This is a genomic window from Pacificimonas pallii (genome assembly GCF_019204005.1).
Lineage (GTDB): Bacteria > Pseudomonadota > Alphaproteobacteria > Sphingomonadales > Sphingomonadaceae > Pacificimonas > Pacificimonas pallii.
In genome coordinates, this window is record NZ_JAGSPA010000001.1 from 818,820 (window position 1) to 836,469 (window position 17,650).

A 17,650-nucleotide genomic window follows, 5' to 3' on the forward strand; every position below is an offset into this window, starting at 1 on the left:
ATGTTGAGGTTAGCCTTGGAGTACTACCCAACGTGCCCTCGGGGTGGGCTAGAGTCTTCCGGACCAAATCAGGAACACGGCTGGCTGTGTGTTCTGATTTCATCAAGTCCTCCGGCACCTTGTTGCCGATGGCACCATGAGGTCTGTGTTCGTTGTAGTCCTTGCGCCAATCCTCCAACTTTTCGGCTGCATCTGCAAGGCTCAGGAACCAGTGTGCATTCAGGAATTCCGCCCTGAACCGCCCGTTGAAGGCCTCGATGAAGGCGTTGTCCGTCGGCTTTCCCGGCCGAGAGAAGTACAGGTAACGCCGTGCTGGTAGGCCCATAGGCCCAGATCGCGTGAGATGATTTCGGAGCCCTGATCGACGCGGATCGTCTTAGGATAGCCAAGGTGCTGGCAGGCCGGATCCGGCGTTGCCACGATATCTTCGGCGCGATTGGTTGTATATTCCATCTGGCGTGTTATCAATAAGTGCAATGATGCATACGGCGAGACAATCAAAGAACTTGGAACAAATGAAGCGGTCCTTTGTCGTCAATTGGTCCTGATGTGGTTTTATGATTCTTAGATTTGCAATCCTGCGCAAAAGAAAATGACTTGACCGTTTGCCACTTCTGAAAAATTTTGCAGAAATCAACACAGATAGACAGAGTAGACGTACTTATTTGATCGAATGTCACAATGTTTGAGATTCCGTATTATTTGTTTTGACCGTATATTTTGCGCAGAACAGTTCTTGATCAAACCTCATTCATTCAATCTGAGCTTTTTCAAGGGGACGTTCAAAAAATGAAAATCAGGCCAGCAACACCAATAGATGCGCCCCGAATGAGCGAAATTTTACAAACAATTCTAGATAGTTGGAGCAGTGCAAGACCTGGTTCCGTTCAACATATTACGTCTTTCTATATTAATCATCCAGATCAAGTTTCTTGCTTGGTGGCCCTATCAGGAACAGGGCAGGTGATAGGTTTCCAGTCATTAAAAAAGGTCGGCGTTGGAAACGAATATGACGTGACGCCAGGCTGGGGAGTTATTGGCACCTACGTTGACTTGACGCTACCAAGGAAAGGAGTTGGACGCTTGCTATTCAAGCAAACCATAAAAAATGCACAAGAGTCTGGTATAGAATTTATCGATGCAACTATGAGCAAGACCAATGCGCGAGCAGTGTCATTTTATGAAGCAATTGGCTTTCGCACTTATCGTACAGAAGGAGATACGGTATATAAGTTTTGCTCCGTTGCATCGAGTTAAGCAGATATTATATCCCAATTTTGAGGATGGATTTTCCATTATCTGGATACAGACCACCGGCTTCCAGCCGGTTCACTTCAGCGTGAATCCAGACGGGCCTTCCTCTTGACCTGGTTCGTCCGAGGGGGAAATCGAGCGGTTCATGGCGACCGATCACGGATTCACCAAGGCTAGGAAGGAACAGCTTTCGCCTTCGCGTGCTCCCGAGCGAGGCTCAAGAATCGCCTCAGGGCGGGATTGTCGTTCTCGGGGCGCCAGGTCAGTGAGAACGGAATCCTCTCAGCCGTTTGATTCCCCATGATTGGGATAAACTTAACGTTCGGATATCGCACACCGCACCAATGCTCGGCGACAAGGCTGACGCCCAAACCCAGCCCCACGAGATTCATGATGCCTTCACGGTCTAGGCGGTGCTGTCGGATTTTAGCCTGCCTACCAAGATTGCTGATTTTCCGCAAAATGTAGTCTTTGATTTCCGGGCCAGGCTCCTCGGTGCTTACCACGAATTCCATTTCTTCGACTTCTGCCCATGAGACATGCTGCTTTTCCGCAAGGTGGTGGTGACGTGAAACGGCAAAATAGAGGCCTTCCTCCACTGTTAGAAGCATATCACCATGCTCAGATGGAGGCTTCCCAGCGGCGAACACAACATCAAGCATTCTATGACTGAGTAGTGTCATTAGCTCTCCGCGCCGGGATTCCGTGAACGTAATTTCAACATCAGGATACCGGTTGACAAAACCGGACACGATTTTCCTAAGAGATCCACGTGAAAGCGAGGCGATCAAGCCTATGCGCAATTGACCGTTGCCGCCGATGCCAGCTGCCTCTGCCGTTTCAGCAGCCGCTTTCAAGTTGCTGGCCAATGTGCGGACATTTCCCACAAAGCCCCAACCTGCATTGGTTAGTCTGACGCCGGTGGTACTGCGTTCAAACAAGGAAACACCTAATGCGTCTTCTATTTTTTGCACACGTCGGGTCACCGATGACTGACCAATGCCGAGATCTCTACTTGCTTTTCGGATACTTCCCAACTCGGAAACCAGCAACAAGACTTCGAGGTCACAGAAATCCAGATGACCATAGCTAAGCCCGGACATCTCATGTCAGAAGGGCAACGCCGGTAGCGGATTGCGCCTTTCCTTGCGGCGCCTTGTCGAAGCACATCAGATCATCGAACCTTTTGTGCCAAAACCATATTGACCACAACATAATATCGTTCCTGAAGCCGCTTTATGGAAGCATCGGGGTTCATATGCGGCTGCGAGATAACACAGAAGGTGGGGTTTGATCCTTGAAAGGAGGTCGTTTCGACATCCGTTCAGGGCCTTTCCGCAAGCACGGGCAGTCCATCCTCTCGCCACTCTGGCAGACCACCCTCTAAACGCCTCGCGTTTAGACCCCGTTTTCGCAAGGCGGCAACGGCTTGATGGGCATAAATGCAATAAGGTCCGCGGCAGTACGCAACGATCTCAGCATCGGGATCGAGGGACGGAATGATCCGATCCAGATCCGTAAGAGCAGCGTTGAGCGCACCGGGGATATGGCCGGCTGCGTATTCGTCAGCTGGCCGGATATCTAGGATCGTTACGGATCCTTCGCTAAGACGAGCGGCCAGAACATCCCGACTAATGGCTTCCGGGGTCTCGCCTCCACCCGCCAGACCTCTCAGAATGTGTTCGACCTCAGCGCGGTTGCGTTCGGCAACGATGCGCAACAACTCCATAAGTTCGAGAGTCCGCGCATCCGTCAACCGGTAGATGACGGCATTTCCATCGCGGCGGCTGGCGACGAGCCCCGCGCGGCGCAATTGCTGAAGATGCTGCGAGCAATTGGCTGTGGTGAGACCAGTCTTACCGGCCAGCGCCTCGACACCGCGCTCCATCTGCGCCAGCTGTTCCAGGATCATCAGCCGCGCGGGCGCCGACAAGGCGTGCGCAATCAGAGCGTATTCTTCCAGAAGAGCTGATTTGGCGCTGCTTGACATAACAGGATTCCATGATATCTAGTGTTCAAGTGATTAATTGAATAATAAAATTGTCTGAGATTGTCAAGGCCATTCGGCCTTGGCTCCGCACCCTGAAATTTGCCAACTATGGAGGTTTCTCATGATCTTGCGCCAATTCCTGCATACTGAACCCGTTGCAGCATCGTATCTTCTGGGATGTGGCGGCCAGGCGATCGGCGCTGTCGTCGACCCCGTGGGCGACATCGAGCCTTACCTGCATGCCGCGGCAGAGCTGGAGCTGGGCATTCGTTACGTCATCGACACCCATCTGCATGCCGATCACATCTCGTCCGGACGCGCATTGGCCGAAGCGGCGAAGGGCGACTATGTGCTGTTTGCCGGAGCAGATGTCCAATATGCCTTCAAAGGCGTTCATGATGGCGATGTGCTTGAATTGGGAAACGTCATCCTTGAGGTGCTTCACACGCCCGGACATACGCCGGAGCATATCTCACTGGTCGTCACAGATCGCTCCCGATCACAGGACCCCTGGTTTGCCCTTACCGGTCACACGTTGATGGTTGGGGATCTTGGTCGTACCGAACTTGCAACCAGCGTTGAAGTGGGCGCGCGGGACCTTTATCGTTCCACCGGAAAGCTTATGGCTTTGCCGGATCATGTGGAGGTCCTGCCCGGCGCCTATTCCGGCTCTGTTTGTGGCCGTGGGCTGAGTGGCAAGCCAACCTCCACAATTGGTTTCGAAAAACACAACAATCACGCCCTGAGAATCGATGACGAAAGCGCGTTTGTGCGCGCTATGGCTCAGGATATCCCGCCGGCCCCACCCCAAGCAGCCCGCATCCGAGCGATCAATTCCGGTGATGAGGCTCCAGCGGTATGACGACACCGGCTACATTGCGCGCTGAGCCAAATGACGTATTTGCGCTCGGCATTCGTGCTAATCTGCGTCCTTTTTTGGAGCAACTCCTCCAGGTTTTTTTCGTTGGCCTTACCATCGGTCTCCAACGTACGGTAATTCCGGCGCTGGCCGAAACTGAGTTCGGCGTCGCCAAGGGGTCGATGATTGCCGTCTTTGCTTTCGTCGTCTCCTTCGGTCTGGTCAAAGGGGCCATGAATTTTGTCTCCGGCCGGATATCCGAACGGGTCGGGCGGCGACGCGTATTGATCTGGGGTTGGCTTGCTGCGCTCCCGATACCCTTCATGATCCTCTATGCGCCCAGCTGGGGGTGGATCGTCGCGGCCAACCTGCTTCTGGGCATCAACCAGGGCTTCTGCTGGTCGATGACCGTCACTGCCAAGATGGATATCGTCAAGGGCTCCGAACGCGGGTTGGCCACTGGATTCAACGAATTCGCCGGCTATGGCGGCGTGGCGCTGGCTGGGCTCATGACCGGCTATCTGGCAACCTATTTCGATCCGCGCATGAGCCTCTTCGTCTTCGGTCTAACTGTCATTCTTGTGGCGCTGGCGGCAGGCGTCCTGGCCTTCACTGAAACATTGCCCCACGCAAGAGCGGAAGCCGCGCGCCACCAGTCGGAAAGGACAAGCGGGCCGCGTCCGTTGTACGTCGAAGGGCCGGAAAACCCGACATCGGCCCAGATCTTCGCCCTGGTCACTTGGCGCAATCCGACTTTCATGGCCCTCGCGCAGGCTGGCAGTGTCGAAAAATTCGTTGACGCGCTAATCTGGGTGCTCGTGCCTGTATTCATGATCGCTGAGGGCGCGAGCCTGATCGAAATCGGCTGGGTTACCGGGATCTATGGGTTTGTTTGGGGCGGCAGTCAGCTCTGGACCGGCCCCTTATCCGACGCTGTTGGGCGTAAACCGCCAGCGGTCGCGGGCTTCTTCCTATGCGCCATCGGTGTGCTGGTCTTCCCCTTGTTCGACACCGTCCTGGCGTGGAGTGTGGCTGCGGCGGTCACCGGGATTGGCATGGCGCTTCTCTACCCGACATTGATCGCTGCGGTTAGCGACATCGCGCACCCTTCCTGGCGAGGTTCCGCACTTGGCGTCTATCGGTTCTGGCGCGATCTCGGCTACGCCATCGGCGCGCTCGCCATGGGGTTCATTGCCGATACCACGGGAGTTTTGGCCGCTGCGTTCTGGTTCACCGGGATCGCCATGGCCATCTCAGGCGTTTGGCTGATCCTCGGCATGGCGGAAACACATCCGGGCCGCGGCCTTAACCGGGGGGCAATGTGTTCGCATCCGTAACAGCCGCCACGATCAGTTTTATGCTTACAGAGAAACGAGACCACATATGACATTGCATCCTGCTGAGAAAACCGAAAAACCGGTTCTCATTGTTGTAAACGACCCACCCTATGGGACGGAGCGATGCTTCAACGGCCTGCGCCTCGCCCACGGGCTTTTGAAGAAATCCGCTGAGGTCACCGTCTTCCTGATGGGGGATGCGGTTACCGCCGCCCGCAAGGGGCAGAAAACGCCCGACGGCTACTACAATCTGGAACGCATGCTGAAGCGGGTAACGTCCGGCAGGGGCACTCTGCTTCTCTGCGGCACCTGTATGGACGCGCGTGGCATGAATGAAGGCGACGTCATCGACGGTGCCCGGCGCAGCACGATGGACGAGTTGACCGACGCGACCCTGGCGGCCGACAAGGTCTTGGTGTTTTGAGCCATGGATAAGATATATCTCGACTACAATGCGAGCACGCCGATCGCGCCGGAAGTTGCCTCCGTCATGCGCGAGACGATGGGAACGGCGTATGGAAATCCTTCAAGCGGTCATTGGGCCGGCGCGCCGGCGAAGGAAATCCTGAACAGGGCGCGGGGCCAGGTCGCCGATCTGCTCGGATGCGCGCCGGAAGAGATCGTTTTTACCAGCGGCGGCAGCGAGGCCAACAATCTGGCCCTCAAAGGCGTCTTTTTCGCTGCAGGCAAGGAACGGCCCCACATCATCACCACAAGGATCGAACATCCGGCGATCGTCACGCCATGCCGGTTCCTTGAACGTCTGGGCGCTAAGATCACCTGGTTGCCAGTCGACACGACCGGACAGATCGATCCCGAGGATCTCAGACGCGCTCTTACGGCAGATACGATCCTGATCAGCATCATGCACGCCAACAACGAGGTCGGCACCATCCAGCCCATCGTCGAATGCGCGGCGATCGCCCGCGATAACGGCATACCGTTCCATACCGACGCGGCGCAATCTGTCGGAAAGCTATCAACTCGGGTCGACGAACTGGGGGTTGATATGCTGACCATTGCTGGCCACAAACTCTACGCGCCAAAGGGGGTTGGTGCGCTTTACGTCCGGGAAGGAACTCAATTGGAGCCACTCCTCCACGGTGCCGGACATGAGAGTGGCCGTCGCGCAGGAACAGAAAGCGCGATCCTGACAGCAGCGCTGGGGGAAGCCTGCCGTCTCGCTGGCGACCTGTCCACGGTTGCCAATATGAAAGCAATGCGGGATCGCCTGTGGAACATGCTCCTTGAGCGATTCGGCGAGCGCGTCATGCTCAACGGACACGCTGAAGAACGTTTGCCGAATACCTTGAACGTATCCTTCGTTGGACGCGTCGGCGCAGACCTGCTTGCCGCAGTACATAACGTCGCCGCCTCAACAGGCTCCGCCTGTCACTCAGGACGGATCGAGCTTTCGCCCGTGCTCGAGGCCATGGGTGTGCCTCCCGAAACGGGCATCGGCGCTATCCGCTTCAGCCTCGGACGCGAAACCACAAAAAACGAGATTGACGCGGCGGTTGAAGCCATTTCCCAAGTGCTCACTTGAGCAATTGATGCGCCCACATCGCCGCATGCCCCCTTGTCCAAAACCAAAGGTGAAATATGAAACTTACCAGAAACTCGCTCCTTACCGTGGCATTGCTTCTCGTCGCCGCAATTGCGTTGGCGATCTACACTCTTGGCATTCCAAACGGGAACGACACCGGAGGCAAACTTGCTGCGGGATCGCGGCAAATGCCTTCTTCGGAATTTGAACAGATATGCCGGCCCGAGGAGCTGTCTCCATCCATGATGAGGATCGGCTCCTGGAGCGTACCGTCCGACAGCATCAAGCAGGTATCCTGGCGTGTGGCTGATGGCGCAATGATGGATGTCGAGGTCGTTTTTGCACTCGAGGCAGTCGAGCAAATAAGTCGTGAAACCTCAAGCCGCATCGGCAAATCCTTGGCGCTGTCCATTGACGGTGTAGTTGTCAGCGAACCGATCGTCAACGAAGCGATAAGCGCCCACCAAATGCAGTTCCGGTTGCCGACGACAGACGACTCAACAGAGAAGCTCGTATGGGGAATAGCTCCTGCTTGCGCAGAAAACTGAGCCAGTCCCAAAAGAGGCAAGCTTCGGCCGGGAGAGACAAAACACGCCTGGAAGCGAGCTTATTCATCAGATTGACCAAACACGACCTATCTCGAGTCGGATCTTAGATATGTACGGGAGTAGCCAGGATGCGTTCAACATCAAATAGAACACTCGGTATTGCCGCGCTGATCGCAGTACTGATTAGCATCCTGACGGTCGTACCGATCATTTCCGATGATCTGCGCGCCATAGAAAAGGTCGGCGGATTTTTTCTTGCCGCCGGACTCCTCGCTGTGCCGTATCTAATCCTGTTCGTATCAGGCTGCACTTTACGGAAAAGATGGAGCCGGGTAGCGATCATCGTGGCTATCGCCACTATGCTCGTGCTTTGGCTTTGGGTTTGGTATGCCACATTTATCGATACCACTTCATCCGACGCGCAGGACGCTCTGGCGATTGTCGTAATACCTGCCTATGGCGCCGGTGCTGCCCTGTTCATCGGTGTAGCACTCAAATTGGCCGAATGGTTTCAATCCCAGCATTCATCCGACGGTTAATTGCAAGAGTTCACCTTGATGGTGGTTTGGAAGGAGAGATTTTTTTGAATCGCAAAACTGAAAACCCGAGCCGCATTATTTTGCTCGTGGCCATCGGGTTGCTTATGACCATTTCGCTGGTTGCAGCCGTCTATTGGCAGACAAGAACCAAATGGTACGAGCTAGGATTGTCGGCTGGCTCCATTAATTTGAAATATGAGATTGTCGCCGAACTGTGCGAATATGGGATCAAGGCGCCCCCGCCGCGCACGCCGGATGTCCAAATTGGTGTAAAAACCGCGGCGTTCTCCCTAATCTCCGAAAATGGACAAGTGTTGATTTTTTGCCAGGGACTAGAGTGATATTTGGGCAATCAAGCAAGCAATCTGTTCGATACGAGCCGATGCGAACCTAGCCGCACTAGCGGTTCCGGTTTTCTCGACAATGTCGCATGTTTCTTAAAGTGTCGCCGCTTCGAGTCTCGTCTTCACCTACCCAAAAAAGTCGTTTTGTGCATGTGTGCTTCGATACTATGAACCAGTCATTCTAAATTCTCGAGTGTTTCGGTATCTTTTTCGTCGATTGCAACTAAGCCCAGCCCAAAATCGACCGCACATCTCATCTCGATTGTGATTCATAAGCAGAGAGGGGAGCATGGCGTCCAAATTCTCAGGCTTAAATACTTTTTAAAAAATGGCGCACCCGACAGGATTCGAACCTGTGGCCTTCGCCTTCGGAGGGCGACGCTCTATCCAGCTGAGCTACGGGTGCATACCGTTCGCGAGATGCTTACGCCATGCTTACGCGAAATTTTCGTCGGTCTAAAGGGCAAACCCGACATTCACCCAAACCGTTGTTTAGTCACTTCTTTCTTCCAACACCTTTCGCAACCGCCAGACTTGACATCCGCCTTCGGAGGGCGACGCTCTATCCAGCTGAGCTACGGGTGCTTGCGAGGGCGTTTAGCAAAGTGATCGGCTGCCCGCCAGTCGGGATTCGACGCCTTTGTAAAACGCGCGTCCACGAGTATCAGCGCCGGACCTATTTGCTGACTGCGCCTCGTTTGCTGGCCGCGCTTCGGTCATTTCGTTTCACGAACCGGCCGAGGCCGCAGGCGGTGCCTTCGCGGAGGCCTCCTAAGCCGGACTCGGTTTCAAGAACATGGAGGCCGCCAGGCGAATTGCGTTGGTCGTTGCGCACGTCGCGGCGGCGTCATCCCAGCCGCACCGGGGCCGGTCCATACTCTGACAAACCCCGGCGGGTACTGATACACAACTCGTCACGCAAGTGACATTGCTGTCATAGATGACAGGAAGTGAACAGGTGGTTAATGCGTGTTAACGTCTGGTAGATTTTGCGTTGAATGCGCAGAGTTCTGCGACAGGACACCGAAAACACTCCGGTTTTCGCGCCTTGCACAAATGCCGACCATGCAGGATCAGCCAGTGATGCGCGCCCATCATGTAATCGTCCGGAACGACCTTCATCAGTTTCTTCTCGACCGCCTCGACGGTCTTGCCCGTGGCGAGCCCGGTGCGATTGGAGACCCGGAACACATGGGTGTCGACGGCCAGGGTCGGGTCCCCAAAGGCCTCGTTGAGGACCACATTCGCGGTTTTACGCCCGACACCGGGCAGCGCCTCCAGTTCGCCGCGGGTGCGGGGAACACGGCCCCCATGCCGGGCCAGCAGGATTTCCGACAGGGCGATGACGTTCTTCGCCTTTGAGTTGAACAGGCCGATGGTCCGGATGTGCTGCCTGAGGCCATCTTCGCCAAGCGCAACCATGGCGGCGGGATCGCGAACGGTTTCGAACAGCTTCGCCGTGGCCTTGTTCACGCCGACATCGGTGGCCTGCGCCGACAGCACGACGGCGACCAGCAATGTATAGTCATTGACGAAGTCGAGTTCGGTCTGCGGATCCGGTCGATCCGCGGCCAGCGCGGCGAAGAATGTGCGAATGTCCTGCGGCTTCATGACGCCCGGTCTTAGCGGGGCCGGTACGACGTGATAAGTCTTCGCGCAGCTATGGATCGACTCGACCTGACTTTGCGGCCGCCGCCGCCGCTTGGCTACAAGCACGCATTGATTGTCATCGGCGCGACGGCTCTGGTCATGGCATTTGCCGCGGTGCGTTTCTGGTTTCTGGGGGCGTGGCTGGTCCTGCCGTTCCTGGCCATTGATCTTGCGCTGCTGATCTGGGCCTTTCGCGCCAGCGCGCGGGGGTCGAAGGCGTTTGAGCGCCTGCGGGTCGGGGTTTCGGAAGTGCGCTTCGACCGTGTCGCGCCATGTGGTGCCATGCAAAGCTGGACATTGCCCAGAAACTGGACACGGGTGCAGCTGGAAAAGCTCAGCCCGCCGACCAATCGGCTATGGTTGACGCATAAGGATCGAAAGCTGCTGATCGGCAAACATTTGTCGGCCCGCGAACGCGAAGATGTCTACGGTCTCATACGCCGGGAACTCAGCTAGGCGGTTTTGCTGCCGGCGTCGGCTCTCTCGCTGTCGCGATCAGGGCCGCTTCACGCAGCGTATCGGGATCATCGGGCGCCAGGGCCAGCGCCTTGGTAATCGCGCTTTCCGCGCCCACCAGATTGCCTGACCGTCGTTCTGCGGCCGCCAGCAATAGCCACGCGCTGTGATTGTGCGTGTCATCGCGCGTTGCCGCGAACAAATCGGTGCGGGCCATGTCCAGCTTGCCCTGCTCGGCCAGCGCCCGGGCGCGGTCGACCAGCAGTTGCGCACGGAGGCCGATGCGCGAGCGGCCCAGCGAGATGATCGCGCGCCCCAGCAGATCCGCGGCTTCGGCGGGCTGTTCGGCAAGCAGCGCGGCATTGCCGGCCTGTCCATAAAGATCGGCGGCGAACCGGTCGCCGGAACTTTCCGCCATCCGCGCCGCCTCCGCCAGCGTCTTCGCCGCGCCGGCCGCATCATCCTGTTGCAGCTGGGCAAGTGCCAGACAGTGCCGCGCCGGGGCGCCGCCATCCTGCGCAATCCATCGACGCGCAAGCGTGTCCGCGCGCGCTGGCTGCGCGGCTGCCATGCGCACGCAATCGGCATAGGCATCGGCGGCGCTCGGCTCTGTCGGCGCCTGAGACGGGCCGCTCGCAGGGGCGGTCGCGGCCTGCATGGCCATCAGGAAAAATGCGGCGATGGTGCTCATGGGATCAGCCCTCGATCAAACCGGCGACCGTCGTCAGCAGCATGATAATATCCTGGTCACGTGACAGCCTATGGTCGCCGTCCTTGACCAACCGCACCTGTACGTCGGGTGAAGCGAGCCGCTCCGCCAGTTGCACTGAAATTTCCCACGGAACGTCGGAATCGGACTGCCCGTGCAGCAGGCGTACCGGGCAAATCAGCCCAATGGAGCCGCCAAGGACGCGATTGGCCTCGCCTGACAGCCAGAAGCCAGGCGTCGTGATGTAGGGCTCGTCGAAATATTCCGACGGCGCCGACAATGTTTCGCCGCGCGCGAGCTTTGCGCGGTCCCTGTCCGAAAAACCCCATGCGGTGAAGTCGGGCGCGGCGGCAATGCCGACCATGCCGGCGACGCGCGCCGGGATCGCCATCGCGACCAGTACCATCAGCCAGCCGCCCATGGAGGAGCCGACCAGCAGCACGGGGCCTTCGATCCGTTCCTCGATCAGGTGCAGGACATCGTCCCGCCAGCTGTCGAGCGTACCGTCTGCAAAGGCCCCGTCCGAAGCGCCGCATCCGGAATAATCCAGCCTGAGCATTGCCGTCCCCGTCGATGCGGCCCAATCGTCAAGAGCGCTCGCCTTTCCGCCGTCCATATCGGACATATAGCCGGGCAGGAAAACGATCGTCGGCTTGCCAGTCTGGGCGGCGGCGCTGCGATGGCGATAGGCGAGGCGTTTGCCATCGCGTTCGAGATACCGGATGTCTGTCATACCAGCTACCTACGCATCGTCGGCGTTCGGGTCCACGAACACCTCTTCGATGGACAGGCCGAAAACGCGCGCAATGTGAAAGGCCAGTGGCAGGCTGGGATCATATTTGCCGGTTTCGATGGCATTCACGCTTTGCCGCGACACGCCGAGAACCTCGGCCAGGTCGGCCTGGCTCCAGTCCCGTTCAGCGCGCAGCACCTTCAGGCGCGACTTCATGCGAATATCCTGCGGTAGAGGTGGCTGAGCGCCAGCCCGACGCACCAGATGACGAGCGTGTAGTAAATCGGCAGGGCCGGGGCATCCGCATAAAGCTCAAGCACGCCCCAGATTGTCGTTACGGCCAGCGTAAACCCCGTGGACACAACCATATTCTGAACAAACATCATCCGGATATATTCATCTTTCTCCTCAGTGACATAGCGCCAGATCACAAAAATGCAGGCGACCAGGGGCACCGACAGAAGCAGCGAGATCAGGTAGACGACGATATCCGGTGGACCGGCGAAATTGATGAACAACATCGCAGCGAGACAACCCGCCAGATAAATGACCGTCAGGGGAATAAGTCGCTGGCGCATGATGCGCTGGGCAGGCGTATTAGGCATGACAAGTTTCCTCGATAAATTGACAAGGATACTTTACTTTTTTGATGCGAGAATTGTCAAGCCTGGTTGCAGGTCCGCGCTTTCCGCGCCCAGTGTTTGAGAAAACCGGATATATTCCCCTGGTTCAGATTTGTTTCATGGCGGAATCAAATGATTGAGTGTGCAGGAAGCACGATATGGGCAAACAGCCTCATATATCTTCACTCGGCACAGCAATGGCTGGATTTGAGGCCTTCGAGCGGGAATCAGATAAATGCTCATTTGGTCATGCGGCCGGTTCGATAGTGCGACCAATATACTGAACGATCTCCAATAGGCTTTTCACATCATATATTTAGCTTTGCGTCATTCCGCCATCCGCCGTGTACCTCCCGCCATTGCAGTAGCTGGCGGCGTCGGACAGCAGGAAGGCGGTCAGTTCGGCAACTTCTTCAGGTCGGCCATAGCGGCCCATGGGGATCTGTGCGGTCATCTGGCTGCGTTCGAAATCCGGACCCAGACCGCCCTCAAGCGATGACATCATGCGGCTGTCAATAGGGCCGGGGTGGACGCTGTTCACGCGGATCCCTTGCGCGGCATACTCCGCGGCTGCCGTTCTCGTCAGGCCGATAACGGCATGTTTGCTGGTTGTGTAGGGGGCCAGACCCGCGCCCGCTTCAAGGCCTGCAACGCTCGATGCGTTGACGATGGATCCGCCGGCAGCGCCGACCATGATCGGAATGACGTGCTTCAGCCCCAGAAAGACGCCGCGCACATTGACGGCCATGACTTTTTCGAAATCCTCGGCGGAGGTTTCATGGATCGACGCGACTTTGCCTTCGACCCCCGCATTATTGAAGAACATGGTTGGCGCGCCTGCAGCCTCAATGCAGTCCGCGACCATCCCCTGCCAGTCGGCTTCGCGCGTCACATCGCCGTGCAGTTTCACGGCATCAGGCACAGCCGCGTCGAGGGCGGACCAGTCCGCGCCCTCCCTATCGGCGACGACGGTTCGCGCACCGCGCGCGGCAAGAACGCGGGCCGTGGCCACGCCGATTTCGCCTGCGCCGCCGGTGATGAGTGCGGTCTTTCCCTGCATATCGGTCATGGTCGTTCCTCGCTTTGTTCGCCGGGAACGCTAGCAGGCGCGCGCCCTTCACGAACCTGAGCATAGTGGGGAAAGGCGACATTGATCTTGCCGCCCCCAGCGTGCGGGGCCATATGCGCCAGCACTATGACAGACATGTTCAAAATCCGCCTGCCCGATGACTCCGTCCGCGAAGTCGCGCCCGGTGCCACGCCAGCCGACATCGCCGCGGCCATTGGTCCCGGCCTTGCAAAGGCCGCGCTGGCCGCGCGCGTCGATGGCGAGGTGCGCGATATCATGCGACCCTTCGATGGTGATGCCGACCTGGCGCTGATTACCGCGAAGGACGAGGCCGACGCGCTGGAACTGGTGCGGCATGACTATGCGCATGTGATGGCGGAGGCGGTGCAGTCGCTGTTTCCAGGAACGCAGATCACCTTCGGTCCCGCGACCGATGACGGCTTCTATTATGATTTTGCCGCGCCGGAATCGCGCGGGCCGTTCACCGAGGACGACCTGCCGGCGATCGAGGAAGAGATGCGCCGCATCATCAAGGCCGACAAGCCGCTGGTGCGCGAGGAATGGACCCGCAACCGCCTGATCCAATGGTTCAGGGACAAGGGCGAGACTTTCAAGGCGGAATGGGCGGAGGAACTGCCCGAGGGCGAGGCCCTGACGGTGTATCATTCGGGCGCACCGGGCGCGGACGGCTCATGGCTGGACCTTTGCCGCGGTCCGCATTTGGCCTCGACCGGCAAGCTGGATCCGGCCGCCTTCAAGCTGACCCGCGTGTCGGGCGCCTATTGGCGCGGCGATCAGGCCAATGCGCAGCTGTCGCGCATCTACGGCACCGGCTGGCTGAACAAGAAGCAGCTGAAGGCGCACTTGCTGCGGCTGGAGGAGGCCGCAAAGCGCGACCATCGCAAGCTGGGTCAGGAAATGGACCTGTTCCATCTGCAGGCCGAAGCGCATGGCAGCGTTTTCTGGCACCCGAACGGCTACATGATCTGGCGCGAGCTGGAGGCCTATATGCGCCGCCGGATGGACAGTGCGGGTTACCGCGAGATCAAGACGCCGCAGGTCATGGACGTGCGCCAGTGGGAACAGTCCGGCCATTGGGGCAAATATGCCGAAAACATGTTCGCGGTACCGGATATCGTGCCCGACGGAGAGGACAAGGCACCGGCTGTCGCCAAGGATGCGGACTGGATGGCGATCAAGCCCATGAACTGCCCGGCGCACGTGCTGGTCTTCAAGCAGGGCATCACCTCCTATCGCGACCTGCCGATCCGGCTGGGCGAGATGGGCTGCTGCCACCGCAACGAGCCGCATGGCGCGCTGCACGGCCTGATGCGCGTGCGCCAGTTCACGCAGGACGACGCGCACATCTTCTGCACCGAGGCGCAGGTGGTGGAGGAGGTTCGCGCCTTCTGTGAACTTGCCGAGCGGGTCTATAAGGACTTCGGCTTCACCTATTCCATCAAGCTCGCGCTGCGCCCGGAAAAACGCTTCGGCTCCGACGCCGACTGGGACAAGGCGGAGGACGAACTCAGGAACGCCGTGGTCGAGGCCGGGATGGCGACCGAAGAATATGGCTGGGAAGAACTGCCGGGCGAGGGCGCGTTTTATGCACCGAAGCTCGAATGGCACCTGACCGACGCGATTGGCCGTACCTGGCAGGTCGGTACGATCCAGTCCGACCGCGTGCTGCCGGAACGCCTCGATGCGAGCTATATTGGCGAGGACGGCGAGAAGCACCGGCCCATCATGCTGCACCGCGCGATCTATGGCTCCTATGAACGTTTCATCGGTATCCTGATTGAGAATCATGCCGGCCGCATGCCGGTATGGCTGGCGCCGGTGCAGGCCGTGGTGGCGACCATCGTTTCCGATGCGGATACCTATGCCGAGAAGGTCGCCGAACGCCTGAAAAATCTTGGCCTTCGCGTTGACACCGACCTGCGCAACGAGAAAATCAACTATAAGGTGCGCGAGCATTCGCTGGCAAAGGTGCCGTACCTGCTGGTCGTTGGAAAACGCGAGGCCGATGAAGGCACGGTCGCCGTTCGCCGTCTCGGCGCCGACAAGCACCAGCGCGTGATCACGCTCGAGGAGATCGAAGTGGAACTGACGGGCGAAGCGAAGGCACCGGATCTGCGCAGGTAGCTCCTGCCGCGCGTGAGGTCTGCGGGTGAAAGGTACGAGCCGCCCACCCATTCCCGATCATCCTTCGACTGCGCTCAGGAGGATCGGTTTTTGAGATTTTGCACTCAACACTACAAGTCATACCAGCGCAGGCCGGTATCCAACTCTTGCGAGGGAACCAGAGTGAAAACTCAGGCAGGCCCCCTGCCTGCGCCGGGGTGACGGGGACAGATGTATGAATTCATCGGTTGATAGCCTCGATCCCCGCATTCGGGAGGACGATGTGCAGCGACTTTCGTATTTTTCACATGACAGTCGCTAGCTTGCCTTCGCGCCTCTGACGCGCCACCTTCATGCTCATGAACATCGAAGACGCAATCGCCGCCGCGCCCTATGCCGAACCCGAGCGGGTATCGCCGCTGGTTCGCCGTGTGCTCGCGAAGAATCCGAGCGCGTTCACCTATCTCGGCACGGGTACCTATATCGTCGGCAGCGGCACGGTCGCCGTCATCGACCCCGGTCCTGACGATGACGCGCATCTCACGGCAATTCTGGCCGCTACTCAGGGCGAGACGATCAGCCATATCCTGGTCACGCACACTCACCGCGATCACAGCCCGCTCGCCGTCCGTCTGAAGGCGCTAACGGGCGCGGACGTCGCCGGCTGCGCGGAGCTGGTGATGGAAGATAGCGGCCCGCGTATGGATGCCGGCTTCGACCCGACCTATGCGCCCGACCATGTGCTTCAGGACGGTGAAAGCGTCACCGGGCCGGGCTGGACGCTGACCGCGGTGCATACGCCGGGGCACACGTCGAACCACCTGTGTTTCGCGCTGGAAGAGGAAAAGGCACTGTTTTCCGGCGATCACATCATGGGGTGGTCGACGACGGTTGTATCGCCGCCCGACGGCGACATGACCGCCTATATGGCGAGCCTGAAGAAGCTGCAGAGCCGCGACGAAACCGTTTATTATCCCACGCATGGCGATCCCGTGACCAATCCGCAGAAGCTGGTGCGCGGCTATATCGTTCACCGGCGGCAGCGGGAAAACCAGATCCTGAAATTGCTGGAGGATGGCGAGCGCGACATTCCCGCCATGGTGGCCACCATGTACGCGATGGTCTCGAAAAAGCTGCACGGGGCGGCGGGCCGGTCGGTATTGGCGCACCTGCTGGATCTGGAAAATCGCGGGTCGGTTGAACGGGCCGGTGCAGACACGTGGCGGCTGGCGGCCTGATGCGCGCACTGCTTGCCCTTGTCGTCGGCCTGGTCGTTGGCGCGGCCGCGCTGTGGTTCGTGATCGAGGACCGCGATACCGGGCCTGATATCGAAACCATCGCGGCTGCCAGTCTTGAGGCCGTCCGCGCGCAGAACCGGCTGACTGTGTTTGCGGGCCGGTTTACGGTCGCCGTGACCTCCCGCGCCGAGCGGCTGGGATTTTCCGCTGAGAAGACCATGATCGTACCGGCGACCGTCCGCTACGAGATCGACTATGCGAAACTGCGGGCGGAGGACGTGCGCTGGGATGCGGCGACGAACACCATGCAGGTCGACCTGCCGCCGCTTGAGATTTCCGAAGCCGAGATCGATCTGACGCAGGTCCGCGAGTACGGCGAGGGCAGTGTGCTGATGACGCTTGGCAATGCCGAGGATGTGCTTGATGCTGCCAATCGCCAGAAAGTGAGCGCCGCGGTTCGCGCCGAAGCCGGTGTACCGCTGATGCTGGACCTGGCGCGGAAATCCGCCCGCGACGCTGTCGCCAGGGGGTTCCGCATTCCATTGGAGGCGGCGGGCATTTCCGCCCGCGTCAACGTGCGCTTTCCCGATGAGGCGGGGTCTGGTAGCTAGGCGCCATATTATGCTGCGGC

20 protein-coding genes, 1 tRNA gene and 1 pseudogene are annotated in these 17,650 nt (G+C 58.6%); 12 read left to right on the top strand and 10 right to left on the bottom strand.

Annotated elements, in window-relative coordinates; all coding sequences use genetic code 11:
* Positions 1 to 79: 79 nt before the first annotated feature.
* Positions 80 to 435 (bottom strand): annotated as a pseudogene (locus KCG44_RS03805) (integrase core domain-containing protein); the annotation flags it as partial.
* A gap of 354 nt (positions 436 to 789) precedes the next feature.
* Between KCG44_RS03805 and KCG44_RS03810 the strand changes: the two are divergent.
* Positions 790 to 1,257 (top strand): GNAT family N-acetyltransferase, encoded by a 468-nt coding sequence (locus KCG44_RS03810; RefSeq protein WP_218444302.1) that lies wholly within the window; start codon positions 790 to 792, stop codon positions 1,255 to 1,257.
* A 170-nt stretch (positions 1,258 to 1,427) separates the two neighbouring features.
* On the opposite strand, the gene KCG44_RS03815 is transcribed toward KCG44_RS03810, so the two are convergent.
* A complete protein-coding gene (locus tag KCG44_RS03815; protein ID WP_218444303.1) occupies positions 1,428 to 2,357 on the bottom strand; it encodes a LysR family transcriptional regulator in 930 nt (309 codons plus the stop codon).
* A 221-nt stretch (positions 2,358 to 2,578) separates the two neighbouring features.
* The gene (locus KCG44_RS03820; protein WP_218444304.1) at positions 2,579 to 3,244 is read right to left on the bottom strand and encodes an ArsR/SmtB family transcription factor; all 666 of its coding nucleotides are present in this window, start codon (positions 3,242 to 3,244) and stop codon (positions 2,579 to 2,581) included.
* A gap of 121 nt (positions 3,245 to 3,365) precedes the next feature.
* Here KCG44_RS03820 and KCG44_RS03825 point away from each other — a divergent pair, with 121 nt between their 5' ends.
* The 7 genes from KCG44_RS03825 (at position 3,366) to KCG44_RS03855 (ending at position 8,414) form a co-directional block, all read left to right on the top strand.
* Positions 3,366 to 4,106: an MBL fold metallo-hydrolase gene (locus KCG44_RS03825; RefSeq protein ID WP_218444305.1), complete on the top strand. Its 741-nt coding sequence runs from the start codon at positions 3,366 to 3,368 to the stop codon at positions 4,104 to 4,106.
* Complete coding sequence (locus KCG44_RS03830) at positions 4,103 to 5,440, top strand: MFS transporter (RefSeq protein WP_218444306.1); 1,338 nt, start codon at positions 4,103 to 4,105, stop codon at positions 5,438 to 5,440. Before KCG44_RS03825 ends, KCG44_RS03830 begins: the two co-directional genes overlap by 4 nt.
* Positions 5,441 to 5,486: 46 nt before the next feature.
* Complete coding sequence (locus KCG44_RS03835) at positions 5,487 to 5,864, top strand: DsrE/DsrF/TusD sulfur relay family protein (protein WP_218444308.1); 378 nt, start codon at positions 5,487 to 5,489, stop codon at positions 5,862 to 5,864.
* Between the two features lie 3 nt (positions 5,865 to 5,867).
* A complete protein-coding gene (locus tag KCG44_RS03840) occupies positions 5,868 to 6,986 on the top strand; it encodes a cysteine desulfurase family protein (protein ID WP_218444309.1) in 1,119 nt (372 codons plus the stop codon).
* A 56-nt stretch (positions 6,987 to 7,042) separates the two neighbouring features.
* Complete coding sequence (locus tag KCG44_RS03845; RefSeq protein ID WP_218444310.1) at positions 7,043 to 7,534, top strand: hypothetical protein; 492 nt, start codon at positions 7,043 to 7,045, stop codon at positions 7,532 to 7,534.
* A 128-nt stretch (positions 7,535 to 7,662) separates the two neighbouring features.
* On the top strand, positions 7,663 to 8,073 hold the full coding sequence (locus KCG44_RS03850) for a hypothetical protein (protein WP_218444311.1): 411 nt from the start codon (positions 7,663 to 7,665) through the stop codon (positions 8,071 to 8,073).
* 44 nt (positions 8,074 to 8,117) lie between these two features.
* A complete protein-coding gene (locus tag KCG44_RS03855) occupies positions 8,118 to 8,414 on the top strand; it encodes a hypothetical protein (RefSeq protein ID WP_218444313.1) in 297 nt (98 codons plus the stop codon).
* A gap of 332 nt (positions 8,415 to 8,746) precedes the next feature.
* On the opposite strand, the gene KCG44_RS03860 is transcribed toward KCG44_RS03855, so the two are convergent.
* Together KCG44_RS03860 and nth are read right to left on the bottom strand one after the other, a co-directional pair.
* Positions 8,747 to 8,823, bottom strand: a tRNA-Arg gene (locus KCG44_RS03860).
* A gap of 566 nt (positions 8,824 to 9,389) precedes the next feature.
* Positions 9,390 to 10,028, bottom strand: a complete 639-nt coding sequence (gene nth / locus KCG44_RS03865; protein WP_218444314.1) for an endonuclease III — start codon at positions 10,026 to 10,028, stop codon at positions 9,390 to 9,392.
* Between the two features lie 51 nt (positions 10,029 to 10,079).
* Here nth and KCG44_RS03870 point away from each other — a divergent pair, with 51 nt between their 5' ends.
* Positions 10,080 to 10,523, top strand: a complete 444-nt coding sequence (locus tag KCG44_RS03870) for a DUF2244 domain-containing protein (protein WP_218444315.1) — start codon at positions 10,080 to 10,082, stop codon at positions 10,521 to 10,523.
* Here KCG44_RS03870 and KCG44_RS03875 read toward each other — a convergent pair.
* The 5 genes from KCG44_RS03875 to KCG44_RS03895 all read right to left on the bottom strand — a co-directional run bounded on the left by KCG44_RS03875 (position 10,516) and on the right by KCG44_RS03895 (position 13,657).
* Positions 10,516 to 11,214 carry a tetratricopeptide repeat protein gene (locus KCG44_RS03875; RefSeq protein ID WP_218444316.1) on the bottom strand — a complete coding sequence of 233 codons (699 nt, stop codon included), beginning with the start codon at positions 11,212 to 11,214 and terminating at the stop codon, positions 10,516 to 10,518. The genes KCG44_RS03870 and KCG44_RS03875 overlap by 8 nt on opposite strands.
* A 4-nt stretch (positions 11,215 to 11,218) precedes the next feature.
* Complete coding sequence (locus tag KCG44_RS03880; RefSeq protein ID WP_218444318.1) at positions 11,219 to 11,965, bottom strand: alpha/beta hydrolase; 747 nt, start codon at positions 11,963 to 11,965, stop codon at positions 11,219 to 11,221.
* A 9-nt stretch (positions 11,966 to 11,974) separates the two neighbouring features.
* Positions 11,975 to 12,181 (bottom strand): helix-turn-helix transcriptional regulator, encoded by a 207-nt coding sequence (locus KCG44_RS03885; RefSeq protein WP_218444319.1) that lies wholly within the window; start codon positions 12,179 to 12,181, stop codon positions 11,975 to 11,977.
* Positions 12,178 to 12,570, bottom strand: a complete 393-nt coding sequence (locus KCG44_RS03890; RefSeq protein WP_218444320.1) for a hypothetical protein — start codon at positions 12,568 to 12,570, stop codon at positions 12,178 to 12,180. Before KCG44_RS03890 ends, KCG44_RS03885 begins: the two co-directional genes overlap by 4 nt.
* 334 nt (positions 12,571 to 12,904) lie before the next feature.
* A complete protein-coding gene (locus KCG44_RS03895; RefSeq protein WP_218444321.1) occupies positions 12,905 to 13,657 on the bottom strand; it encodes an SDR family NAD(P)-dependent oxidoreductase in 753 nt (250 codons plus the stop codon).
* 126 nt (positions 13,658 to 13,783) lie between these two features.
* Between KCG44_RS03895 and thrS the strand changes: the two genes are divergently transcribed.
* From thrS to KCG44_RS03910, 3 genes are all read left to right on the top strand, one after another.
* The gene (gene thrS, locus KCG44_RS03900) at positions 13,784 to 15,802 is read left to right on the top strand and encodes a threonine--tRNA ligase (RefSeq protein WP_218444323.1); all 2,019 of its coding nucleotides are present in this window, start codon (positions 13,784 to 13,786) and stop codon (positions 15,800 to 15,802) included.
* A 332-nt stretch (positions 15,803 to 16,134) separates the two neighbouring features.
* Entirely contained in the window at positions 16,135 to 17,019 is an 885-nt protein-coding gene (locus KCG44_RS03905; protein ID WP_218444324.1) for an MBL fold metallo-hydrolase, read from the top strand.
* Positions 17,019 to 17,630: a DUF4230 domain-containing protein gene (locus KCG44_RS03910; RefSeq protein ID WP_255536292.1), complete on the top strand. Its 612-nt coding sequence runs from the start codon at positions 17,019 to 17,021 to the stop codon at positions 17,628 to 17,630. Before KCG44_RS03905 ends, KCG44_RS03910 begins: the two co-directional genes overlap by 1 nt.
* Positions 17,631 to 17,650 lie beyond the last annotated feature (20 nt).